This window comes from Ferruginibacter profundus (genome assembly GCF_054783275.1).
Genome location: NZ_BAAGQW010000002.1, coordinates 1,424,413 through 1,436,947 on the forward strand (window position 1 = coordinate 1,424,413; position 12,535 = coordinate 1,436,947).

Annotated in this window: 8 protein-coding genes; 4 read left to right on the plus strand and 4 right to left on the minus strand. The window is 40.0% G+C overall.

Annotated features, from left to right (window positions below; all coding sequences use genetic code 11):
- Positions 1-42: 42 nt before the first annotated feature.
- Positions 43-2,367 carry a glycoside hydrolase family 3 C-terminal domain-containing protein gene (locus ACYVM0_RS16185; RefSeq protein WP_460558546.1) on the minus strand — a complete coding sequence of 775 codons (2,325 nt, stop codon included), beginning with the start codon at positions 2,365-2,367 and terminating at the stop codon, positions 43-45.
- Positions 2,368-2,475: 108 nt separating this feature from the next.
- Here ACYVM0_RS16185 and ACYVM0_RS16190 point away from each other — a divergent pair, with 108 nt between their 5' ends.
- Positions 2,476-3,246, plus strand: coding sequence for an NUDIX hydrolase (locus ACYVM0_RS16190; protein WP_460558548.1), 771 nt, complete (start codon positions 2,476-2,478; stop codon positions 3,244-3,246).
- A gap of 86 nt (positions 3,247-3,332) precedes the next feature.
- Here ACYVM0_RS16190 and ACYVM0_RS16195 read toward each other — a convergent pair whose 3' ends face one another.
- Together ACYVM0_RS16195 and ACYVM0_RS16200 are read right to left on the minus strand one after the other, a co-directional pair.
- Positions 3,333-5,177 carry a hypothetical protein gene (locus ACYVM0_RS16195; protein ID WP_460558550.1) on the minus strand — a complete coding sequence of 615 codons (1,845 nt, stop codon included), beginning with the start codon at positions 5,175-5,177 and terminating at the stop codon, positions 3,333-3,335.
- A complete protein-coding gene (locus ACYVM0_RS16200; protein WP_460558553.1) occupies positions 5,164-5,724 on the minus strand; it encodes an RNA polymerase sigma factor in 561 nt (186 codons plus the stop codon). The genes ACYVM0_RS16195 and ACYVM0_RS16200 overlap by 14 nt, the downstream gene beginning before the upstream one ends.
- A gap of 138 nt (positions 5,725-5,862) precedes the next feature.
- Between ACYVM0_RS16200 and ACYVM0_RS16205 the strand changes: the two genes are divergently transcribed.
- Positions 5,863-6,891 carry a S66 peptidase family protein gene (locus ACYVM0_RS16205; RefSeq protein ID WP_460558555.1) on the plus strand — a complete coding sequence of 343 codons (1,029 nt, stop codon included), beginning with the start codon at positions 5,863-5,865 and terminating at the stop codon, positions 6,889-6,891.
- 82 nt (positions 6,892-6,973) lie between these two features.
- Here ACYVM0_RS16205 and ACYVM0_RS16210 read toward each other — a convergent pair whose 3' ends face one another.
- Positions 6,974-10,102, minus strand: a complete 3,129-nt coding sequence (locus ACYVM0_RS16210; protein ID WP_460558557.1) for a PKD domain-containing protein — start codon at positions 10,100-10,102, stop codon at positions 6,974-6,976.
- Between the two features lie 73 nt (positions 10,103-10,175).
- Here ACYVM0_RS16210 and ACYVM0_RS16215 point away from each other — a divergent pair, with 73 nt between their 5' ends.
- Positions 10,176-11,087, plus strand: a complete 912-nt coding sequence (locus tag ACYVM0_RS16215; protein ID WP_460558559.1) for a S66 peptidase family protein — start codon at positions 10,176-10,178, stop codon at positions 11,085-11,087.
- 62 nt (positions 11,088-11,149) lie between these two features.
- Positions 11,150-12,535, plus strand: coding sequence for a TIGR04222 domain-containing membrane protein (locus ACYVM0_RS16220; protein ID WP_460558561.1), 1,386 nt, complete (start codon positions 11,150-11,152; stop codon positions 12,533-12,535).

The window sequence follows — 12,535 nt, forward strand, 5'->3', positions numbered from 1 at the left end:
GCCTTTATCGTACTTGAACTGAATATCGTAGTTATTGAATTTTTAGTGTTTCAATTCATTAATGGTTACCTGCGGCACCAATACTTTATGACAGTGTTCAACCACTATTTCTTTATTAAGAGAGAACGTTTTTTTCTGTTGTATATTTTCTGAAGAAGCGCCAATCTTTACAATATAGTTACCGGCTTCTGCCACCCAGCTTGATGAGGGTGTATCAAATGAAGCAATGTCTTTGGCTGTAATTTCAAATTGTAAGGTTTGTTGTTGCCCGGGTTGCAATAAATTGGTTTTGCCAAAAGCCTTTAATTCTTCTGCCGGCTTTTGTAGTTTTTGTGCAGGTGCCGAAATGTATACCTGTACCACTTCTTTTCCTGCAACGGGGCCGGTATTTTTCACATCAACGGTAACAATAATTTTTCCATTGAAAGAGCTGCTACTTAATTTAAGATTACTGTATGCAAAACTGGTATAGCTTAACCCATAACCAAATTCATAGGCTGGTTTTACAGCAAAACTATTGTAATACCGGTAGCCTACATAGATACCTTCTTCGTAAATTACCTCTGCAGGAATTTGTGGCATATCAAACATGCCCTTTGTTTGCTGGTCAGTAAATTCTTTACCGGGAAAATTTTTACCTGTAATATCATCTGCATATTGTACAGGAAAAGTTGTTGCCAGTTTTCCATTTGGATTTACCTTGCCACTTATAATATCTGCCACGGCATTGCCTGCTTCAAGGCCGGGTTGCCAGCTAAGTAGTATGGCATCCACTTTATCTCTCCAGCTTACCGTTTCAATTACCCCTCCTGCATTAATGATCACCACTACTTTTTTATTTTTTGCATGAAAGGCATTGCTTACTTCAGTAATCAGTTTTATTTCATCTGCTTTTAAATTAAAGTCATTGTCCACTTTCCTGTCGCTGCCTTCGCCTGCATTTCTGCCAATTGTTATTAATGCAATATCATCAGTGGCAGCTTTGGCTTCAAACAAATTATTGTCAAGCACCATCTCGGCAATACGTGGTGTAGGGTTAAAGAATTCTTCGAAGAAAGTTTTTTTAGGCTGCTTTGCTTTTTCAGCATTTACATAAGCCTGGTACGTATCATTTAATGCTTTATCTAAACTATACCCTGCATTGGATAATCCTTGTACCAAAGAAATGGTATATGCTTCATTTACATCGCCACTACCCGTGCCGCCACTAACAAAATCATAAGATGTAATGCCGAATGCAGCTATTTTTTTTGCTGCTGGCACTGGAAGCGTATTACTATTATTTTTCAATAACACCATACCATCAGCTGCGGCTTTACGTGCAATAACTGCATGCGCTTTTAAACCGGGCGCATTGCTGAAAGCATATTTTTTAAACGCCGGTGTATTTGAAATATAATTCACAATACGTGCTGCGTTTTGGTCAAGTATTTTTATATCAAGACTACCATTTTTTACCGCATTTATTATAGCTTCTTTTTGTGCAGGTGTACCGGGCATCAACAGATCATTACCTGCTTTCATTTGCGCCACAGCATCTTTACCACCAAACCAATCCGTCATTACCAATCCTTTAAAGCCCCACTCCTTTCTTAAAATAGTGGTCAGCAGATCATATTCTTCTGATGTATACACACCATTTAATTTGTTATAAGAACTCATTACCGTCCATGGGTTAGATTCTTTGACTGCTATTTCGAAACCTTTTAAATAAATTTCACGCAATGCTCTTTCGCTGATAATGGCATTAACGGTATTGCGGTTTCTTTCCTGGTTATTGGCAGCAAAATGTTTTATAGAAGTACCTACGCCATTACTTTGTATACCATTCACCATGGCTGCGGCCATCTTTCCCGACACCAAAGGATCTTCTGAATAGTATTCAAAATTTCTTCCGCCCAGTGGATTACGATGAATGTTTAAACCCGGGCCCAGCAATACATCTACCCCATACTCTTTTACTTCGTTACCCATTGCCTTACCTACCTGTTCCACCAATTTGGTATCCCATGTAGAGGCCAGCAGTGTAGCCACCGGCCATGCAGTAGCATAATAGGTTTTGTTATCGTTCTTACGGGTGGGACTGATACGTAAACCTGCGGGCCCATCAGCAACAACCGTTGCGGGAATGCCCAAATGCGGAATGGCAAATGTAGTACCGGCAGCGCCGGGCACTTTGTCTTCTACCAGGCCAATGCCTGTGCCATTACCCTGGTTTGCACCGGGTAAAACCATACCCATACCTACCACCAGGTTTACTTTTTCTTCAAGCGTCATTTTAGCCACTACTGCTTTAGCGGTTTTGTTTTGTGCTGAAACGGAACAGGCAGTACAAGCTGTAAGCAGACAAGCAATCATCTTTTTCATACAGGCAAATTTTAATTTTCCATTGCGTTATTATGACACAATGATAAATATTATTCCTGTATTTTGAAAATTTATTTTTAGTCTGCCCACAGCAATTTACTTTTACGTATGAGTTTTGAGAAAGAAATAAAAGAGATCTACGCCAGGGGGCATGAAAAATACCTGCGGAGTATATCGGTGGATTGCATCATATTCGGCTTTCATGAAAATGAGCTGAAAGTACTATTGCTGCAGGCTAAATATGCCGGTATATGGGCTTTGCCCGGTGGTTTTATTTTGAAGGACGAACATATGGACGATGCGGCTAAACGTATTTTACAGCAGCGCACCGGTGTAGATGACATTTATATGCAGCAGTTTCATGTATTTAGTGAACCCGGCCGATCCACTAAAAAAGTTAATAAACAGTTTTTAAAAAATGTGGGGATAGAAATGGAAGAAAGCTGGCTGTTTGATCGTTTTATTACTGTAGGTTATACCGCTTTGGTAGATTTTTCGAAGGTACAACCGGTTACCGATATTCTTTCTTCGGATTGTAAATGGTTCAACATTCATGATATTCCTGAAATGATACTCGACCACCGGAATATTTTAGATAAGGCGCTGGATGACCTGCGGATGCAATTAAATTATCACCCGCTGGGGTATAATTTATTACCCGAAAAATTTACCATGCCCGAATTGCAGAAATTATACGAAACCATTTTAGACCGTAAATTAGACCGGAGGAATTTTCAACGTAAGATTGTAAGTACCGGGATTTTAAAAAGATTGAACGAAACCAAAAAAGGTGTGGCGCATAAAGCGCCTTATTATTACAAATTCGATCTGCGTAAATATCAAAAAGCTTTAAAGGGTGGAATGGGATTTGAATTATAGTTTTTGCCCGCTTAAAATTAGAGCAGCACTGTAAGAATACAGTGCCGCTTATTATTACACCTCAAAGATTGTTCGTCTAAATTTTTCTATAGATCAAGTTGTTTTAATTTTTCTTTAAATGCTTCGGGAGTGGTTTCATCAAGAGAAGTAATAGATACATCATTGGCACTTGTTTTAAGTGGCTGCATGAATGATACTACTTTACCATTTCTTTCTCCCAGCCCAACCACATAAACAGGCATATTGGCCGGAATGTTCATAAAACCTATTTTATTTTTATAAAATTGCCCGGGCATAACAGAGCGAATACTGGTAAACACAATTTGCGTCACAAATTTATCGGCCTCTACATCAGCCGGCAGGTTAAGTACAAAATCAGTTTTGTTGTCGTATCTATAAAATTTGTCGCAGTTTATCCAGCCCATATTTTTCACTGTAAAATTATAGCGCTCTTCTGTTTTAATTCTTGCCTCGTACAACTTTTGAAGGGAATCTGAATTAATTTTGCTGTCAATCCTGTACTCCATTCCTGCGATAGTGTCCCTATTCAGGTTGAGTACCCATACCGGGTTAGTCAGATTACCATTAAACCGCTGCGAATAAATTTTCTTTACAAACAACAGGCTATCGGCAATTGTTTTTTTGGCATAAAACAAACTGTCTGCTTTTTGTATGTGCCCCAGTCGCAATGCCTCTGCCACTGTCATTCTGATTGAATCTCCGGTAACAATACGGGGGTCATAAGTAACCCGTTTGCCAAATAAACCATGGCGCACAAAATTCTTATTCACCTTTCTTACTTTTATTTTATCGTAATAACCACCATATTTTTCCTGCAAAATTGCTTTGGCTTCGTCTTCGGTGTAAGGCGACTCTAAAGGAATATTAAATTTACCAATTACCCTGAATGTATTGTGTACTTTATACGGTTTATCATCAAACACCATCACATTGGTTTTACCATCAAATGCCGGGTAACGGTTTTGTAATCCTGCCACTCTCCAGTTAACCCGTTTTCTGTAACTGGCAGTTGCCTGCTCTGCATTAACCGCATATTTTACATTGCCTGTATTTTTTTCGCCATAAAACAATTCCATTTCTGCATCATAATACCTGGCAGGCATAGAAAGATTTATTGTCTTGTTGTTACGCAGCTCCAGTTCAACACTATCTTTTGAAGCGGTTATCTTCACCATACCCCCTGTTACCAATTGGTTGCCATCAGACATGGTGACCAGGTTGGCAGCAATCATATCAGCATAAGAATAAAATTCTTCAACACATATTTTTATTTCTCCGCTTGCCAGTTTTCCATTGGCATCATAAAAAGCTGCAGGCGGTATAGAAAATTTTGTACCTGCATTACAGTTGATCTCGCCACCTTTGGCCGCTTCAATAATAAATTCCTGTACCGGTTTTTTTATGATGCTATAAAAATTATCTAGCGACATTTTGTTATCATTTGCAACGGCAGTCATGTCATTGAAAAAATCGGGGGTTACTGCAGTATCCGGCGCCAAAGAATCTCCCGTGGCAAAAATACTATTTGCTTTATGCTGCATTTGCCGGGCTGGAATATTTGCGGCAGTCACCGGCGTTATTTTTTTTGCTGCAGTATCAAAAGGTTGCGTTGCCGGCTGTTTAACATTAGCTTTTTCTGCTTCTGTATTATTTACCCATTCATTTTTATGATCCGCATTATTTTTAAAGTTCACAAAATATGCTACCAGTGCAATTGCTATAATACCGGCCGCAAACAATAATTTTTTTACCGTGTCATTAAAGAACGATTTTTTCTGTGGCGTAATGGCATCTGGCGCCAGTACAGCCTGCATTTGCTGCCAGTGAGCATCCATCTGGCTAAGGTCGGGCAGTTGTTTATTCTCCAGTTGCCTTAAATTATTTTCAATATGGTTATTATCCTGCTGCATTGGTTTTTAATTCTGTTTGAGTAAATTTTTCAAGTTTAGGTTTTAATAATTTTTTGGCTTCGCTTACATGCCATTTGCTGGTACCATCGCTTATGCCCAGTTGTTCGCCAATCTGTTTGTGCGTAAAGCCTTCATATACGTACAGGTTAAACACCATTGCTGTAGCGCCGGGTAATTGTTTTATCAGTTGCTGAATTTCTTTACCGGAAACGGTATTAAATACTTCAGGGTTAATGCTTGTTTCTTCTTCGTATTTATAAGCATCAAACGGACTAAAAGAATGTTGCTGTTTACAAAAATCGATACAGCAATGCACCACAATGGTTTTCACCCACCCCATTAATCTCCCCTCTTCTTTATAAGTTCCGATGCCTTTAAAAACCTTCAGCATAGCATTGTTATAAATAGTACCGGCGCCGTCAGCATCTCTGGCATAACGGTAACATATCTTTATCATATCAGGATAACATAATTTATACAATTGTTGCTGGCATTGCAGATCGTTGTTTTGGCAGCCTTTTATCAGTATATCAGGGTTTATACTCAAGAATCGCTTTTTAGGTAAAAGTTGGTTCATGTAATATATATAACTGTGTAGTAACAAAAAAGGGTTGGGTAATTTTTTAAATAAATATTGGCAGGCACCCAGATCAGTTTTTTTAATAAATAACTGTACATTAGAATAATGAACCGCAAACATTTTCTTTCTTCTATCATTCCATTGGGTGCCGTATTAACTGCAGCAGGCAATGCGCCAATTATTGACGAGCCGGATACGCCCCTTAAAGTGCCTGCTTATTTAAAAAAAGGCGATACCATTGGCATTACCTGCCCTGCCGGTTTTATTACCCTGGAAGATATTCAGCCTGCGGTACTTAAAATGCAGGAATGGGGTTATTCCATAAAGATCGGCAGCACTGTGGGCAAAAAAGATTTTACGTTTGGCGGCACCGATGAAGAGCGCCGGCAGGACCTGCAACAAATGCTCGATGATAAAACCATCAAAGCAATTATGTGTGCAAGAGGCGGCTATGGTGCCGTACGAATCATTGACGGTATCGATTTTAAAAAATTTGCAGTACACCCCAAATGGATCATCGGCTTCAGTGATATCACGGTAATACATTCGCACCTCAATAAAAATTTCGGTATCGCCTCTATCCATTCTAAAATGTGTAATAGTTTTCCTGCAGACTGGGGCAGGGCCGAACCTGTACAGATTGAAACTATTGAATCGATACAAAAATGTTTATCAGGAGAAAGAATGAAATACACTGCTGTACCCAACGAAGCCAATAAGACCGGTATTGCAGAAGGCATTTTAATTGGCGGCAATTTAAAAACGCTGGAAACATTGGCCGGCAGCAAAAGTGATATTACTACCGATGGTAAAATTTTATTTGCAGAAGATACCGGCGAATATTTATACAGTATCGACCGCATGTTCTGGAACCTGAAACGTACCGGAAAGTTAAGCAAGCTTAAAGCATTGATCATCGGTGGCTTTAAAATAAAACCTGCCGAAGATGTTGCAGATGAATTTGGAAAAAATATTTACGATATTGTTTTAGAAAAAATAAAAGAGTACAACTATCCCGTCATTTTCGATTTTCCGGTAGGGCATCAAAAAAATAATGTTGCATTGAAATGCGGCATCAAACATAAACTTACAGTAAATACATCTTCCGTTTCATTAGAGGAAAGCATAAAATAGTTTCTACTATCGTATATTTCAAACTGCAAAAAAGAAGTCAAGCCTTAAAGGCCTGACTTCTTTAGCAAAAGTGTACATGATCTTAACGCAATAAAATACTGGTACCGTTCTGCACTACTTTCTTTCCATTCCATGGATCAACATAACTCAGTTGCCAGACATAAGTACCGGCTTCAGACCGCACACCTTTACGGGTACCATCCCAGCCTTCGGCAGGATTGTTAGTGGCATAGATCAACTGCCCATAGCGGTTATATACTTTAAACGAAAACTCTTTTGCAAGGTCTGCATTGGTAGGTTTAAGCCTGTCATTATTACCATCATTGTTGGGTGTAAATGCATTGGGTACCATTATCAGGCAGGCGGTCAACACTTTTACAGATATGGCGTCTGAAGCCTTGCAACCATTATTATCTACCTGCAAAGAATAACTGGCAGTAGTCATATCTGTCATTATCTGCGAAGTGGTTGCACCATTGCTCCATAAATAAGTATACCCGGTAATGGCCGCAGGGCCTATCTGCAATGTTGTAGCAGGACATAGTATGGTATCGTTACCTAAATTAAGTTTAGGTACAGCATATATCTGCACCTGTTTACTGGCTACTGTACTGCCACAAAATTTATCTGTTCCGGTAAGTGTTATCGTGTAAACGCCCTGGTTAGGGTAAGTAAACAGTACCGAAGGTTTATCCTGTACGGTCATACCATCACCATCATTCCAGGTATAGGTTAAAATATTGGCGCTGGCCACTTTGGTAAGTGTCATCGATTTATCCGAACAGTATTGCGGTGCCAGGCCTGTAAAATCCATGGTGGCGGCCGCCACTACTTCCAAAACTGTGCCTGCTGTATCTGCACAGCCATAAGTATCCATAGCCACCAATTTGATATTGTAGGTGTTGTTGCTGGTATATGTATGCGCAGGAGGCGTTTGCCCTGCAAACTGTGTATTGTCTCCAAACAACCATACATATTGCAGGTTGGTTCCGTTAGAATTATTGGTAAAATTTACAGGGGTATTGATGCAGGTGGTATCTTTTGGCGTGATGGCAAATGCTGCTTTAAATGAATTGCCTAACGTAACAGCCTGGCTGATCACATCGCTGCAGGAACCATTATCTACGGTTAATTGTATAGTAAGTGATGCTGTTGTAACAGGAAAAAGTTTTGTAACAGTTTGTCCTGTTGCAGTTGAACCATCAGGAAATAACCATGTCCACGAATTGATACCATTACCACCGGCATGTGATAAAATAACCGTATCCGTTGTACAGCCAAATTTTACCTGGCTGGTAAATGCTGCCGAAGGTTTTACCAATGCATTGAATGCAATGGTTTCCGTAATATTCTGCACCGCACTGCAGGTATCAGTGATACCTCCGCCGTTATGTACTACATAATTACCAAAAACATTTACCGGTTGCGCAAACTGTAGTTGTACCCATTTGGTATAGCCTAAAGTACCACAGTTGCCATCGGTAACCGCACCCGTAATATTTACTGCAGAAGGGCCGGTAATACTGTAGCCGCTACCATTAGCATTTACTGACGAACACCTGATAGCATTGCTGTAAAATAATTTTACAAAAGAAGGATTGCATTTATCAAATTGTACCGAATCAAATTTTGGTGCCGGTGCTTTTGTGGTTACAAATGTTTTGTTGGCACCATTGGCCATAAAGGCAAAACAGGTGTCTGCTAATGTGGTGCCATCAGTACCGGGAACAATGGTAACTGCAAAATTGCCGGCAGGCAAAGGATTTTGCAAAGTAAGAACGGCTTGTGTAATATAATTGCCAACACCGCCACAGGTGTAGTTTACATTGCTAATGGGCAATGCACCTGGTGTTATTGAAAATTCATTGGCAGCAGGTGATATGGTGGAACACATCACAGGCCTGTCAAAATTTACCACCAGTTTATCGGGATGACATTCATCAAAAACAACAGATTGAATTGCCGGTGCTACGGTGGTTTGATTGATAGTAAAAGGGATAGTAGTTGCCACGACCTGAAGGCCGCAGGTGTCAATAAAAGTATTACCGTCGGGACCAGCATTAATTACCAGTTGATAATTACCAAATGGTAATGGATTGGTGAGATTAATATGAATCAGGTCGGCTATTGGGTTAGTACCCGTGCAAACGCCTTGCACCGATGTGACAGGGATATTTCCGGGTTGAATAGTAAACTCACTGTTGGAGCCAGAGAAAGTTATTGTATTACACAATACGGGTTTGTCAAGTTTTACATCTAATACCGTTGGTGCACAACCGGTATGGGTTATAGTGTTTACTGCAGCAGGTGTAATTGCCGCAACAGTAAAAGGTATTGATGTGGGCAACATCTCTGTTGTACATGCATTTTCTAAAGTATTTCCATCTATACCGGTACCAATATTTAATTGGTAATTCCCCGGGGTTAACGCAGTTTGAAGATTAATGGTGATATAAGGAATTCCGTTAGCGCCAATATTACAATCGGATACAAGGGCAGCTATAGGATGAGTGCCTGTTGTTATACTAAACTCCGTACCTGTTAACGGGGATATAGTACTACACAAAATATCTTCAGAAAAAGTAACTTTTATTTTAGAAGCATCGCAACCTACTATCCCAACGCTAGTAATAGTTGGAGGTGTATTGTTGTTTAATACTGCAGAACCGGAAAAAGTAATATCGTAACCCAAACCTGTATTAGAATAATTGTTTACCATTAAAATATAATCATGTCCGGTTGTTATAGTGGGCATTGCATTAAATTGAGTGCCTGCTGCACCACCAGCACAATGCACATTAAGTGTTCCGGCAGGTGTGCAACCAGTAGGCCCGGTTTGTCCGCTTAAATTTAATGATACCCTTAACTCCATCAGAAATACATCATTGGGATCATGACCTGTTATATCCATAATCTCCCAATCAAAATCATCCCCTACTCCCAAGGGGGTAAGCAAAAAACCAAGTGTACCGGTTTGATAACAATGAAATTTATACCATGCTGCGTTATCAGAAGTTACAATATTGCCACAGCCAGCGGTTGGATTAGGAATAAGTTGCCCTGTGCAAGTAGTAAGATCTTTTTGACTAAAAGTCAAAGTGCCACAAACAGCAGTTGCAGAAGTTGCTGTTCTCCCCGGCCCCTGGCATGGTTGAGCACTAACACTGAATATGATAGATGATAGTAAGAAGATAAGGAGTAATAAACGCATAAGTAAGTTTTGGATTTGTAAATTTACCCAAAAATCATTCCGCATTTTATAATACTTTGCATAAAATTTACACATGGCAAAAATTCCTCCCTATTTAAAAAAAGGCGACACCATTGGTATTACCTGCCCCGCTGGTTATATGGCTGCAGAAAAAGCACAGACCTGTATTGATGTTTTACAACAGTGGGGATACCAGGTAATGGTGGGTAAAACACTGGGCAGCAGTTCTGTAAATTATTTTTCTGCTACTGATGAAGAGCGAAGAGATGAATTGCAGGCGATGCTGGATGATAAAAATATCAACGCTATTTTATGCGGCCGTGGAGGATATGGTATGGGCAGGATAATTGACACATTGGATTTTACTAAGTTCAAGAAAAACCCTAAATGGATAATAGGATTCAGCGATATTACTGTTTTGCACAGTCATATTTATACCAACTTAAAAATTGCTTCTTTACATGCTCCAATGGCAGCGGCATTTAATGACGGGGAATACAAAAATGAATTCATACGGTCTTTACAAAAAGCTATTGCAGGAAAAAAAGCTACGTATAAAGCGGCGCCACATGAATTTAACACCACGGGAATTACCGGTGGTGAATTGGTAGGTGGTAACCTCTCTTTGCTGGCGCACTTAACCGGCACTCCATCTGATATCAATACCAAAAACAAAATTTTATTTATTGAAGATATCGGTGAATACATTTATAATATCGACCGCATGCTGTACCAGCTTAAACGCAGCGGTAAACTGGATACACTGGCTGGGTTGATCGTTGGTGGTTTTACCGATATGAAAGATACTGAACGGCCTTTTGGAAAAACGGTGTATGAAGCGATCAGGGAAATTATTGCGGAATACGATTACCCGGTTTGCTTTAATTTTCCTGTAAGTCATGGCAAAGAAAACTATGCGCTGAAAGTGGGCGTGAGCTACGAATTAAAAGTTAATGGCAAATTGGTACAGTTAAAAGAAAAATGACAACAATTTGGTAACATGAAAAATTTGGCAACCGCTCTTTCATCATTATAATTTTGTGAAAAATGAACCAACTTTCACAACAGGAGTTGTGGGAAAAAATCCGAAACTTTCAGCTTGATGACCCTGCATCTGCTTTCCCCTTTTCCCGAAAATTAGCACACCAAAACAACTGGACAACCACTTTTACCAACAGGGCAATTGAAGAGTACAAAAAATTTATTTTTCTCTGCTGCATCTCTCCCACCGGCGCATCGCCTTCTGCAATTGTAGATGAAGTATGGCACCTGCACCTTACCTACACCGATAATTACTGGAACCGGTTTTGTAAGAACACTTTATCAAAAGAAATTCATCATCACCCCAGCAAAGGTGGTACTGGTGAGAAAGAAAAGCACGAAAACTGGTATGTGGCAACGTTACTATTGTATGAACAGCAATTTAACAGTAAGCCGCCGCAGGATATCTGGCCCCCTGGCAACGAGATGACAACGGAGATAGAAGAAGACATTTATGAACCCGATTTTTTCAGGCGCCTGCTTTTTCTTTTTGCATCGGTATTGGTACTTTTTATTTTAGGTGTCAATCTTTTTCATACCAAAGGACAAGATTTTTTAGGCTACTATCTTTTTATTTCCCTTGCAGGGTTAGTGGTATTATTAATAACACAACTGCATAAAAACAGCAGGTTAAAAACTATCGTCGGGAATAATATTCCGCAAAAATTTACAGCTTACCAGGTGGCCCGGTTTTTATACGGTAATCATCGTTGTTACCAAACAGCATTGGTAGATCTGTTAAGAAGAGGTATTATACAAACCAGTGGCAACGATTACAAAATTGCAAGGCCAAAAATGTATGTTGCTGAAGGAGATGATAATCCGCTGTTGCAGCCATTGATGCAGCAATTTAATGAGGATGACATTTTTACTTACAATGAAGGTTTGGGATTGATTGACAGGGATACCGTTTTGCACCCCGGCCTGGAACGATTGCACCGGCTTTCTAAAAAAGTGGATTATTTAAAACTGATCGTTCCCGGTATTGTTTTACTGGTTGGCTTTGCAAGGTTTTTACAAGGCATGGCCAATGATAAACCGGTAGGCCTGCTGGTATTTGAAATGGGGGCATTCGGTTTTATTGCACTGGCAATTTTGCAGTACTTTTCTTATACCAAAACAGTAAGGCAACACCTGGGTGTTTACTGGGACGAACAAAACAGTTACGGGCAAAGCAGTAACGTAATTAACAACTTTACCATTTTAGGCGCTGCAGCCATTGCAGGTTTTGCAGAGTACAGTGTATTAAAAAATGTATTCCATTCGTTTAGTGCAAAGGAAAAAAGATATTCAGGCGATGGTTCGGCAGGCTGCAGCAGCGGTTGCGGCAGCAGTTGTGGTGGTAGCGGTTGCGGCGGAGGAGGATGCGGCGGCTGTGGCGGCGGTGATTAA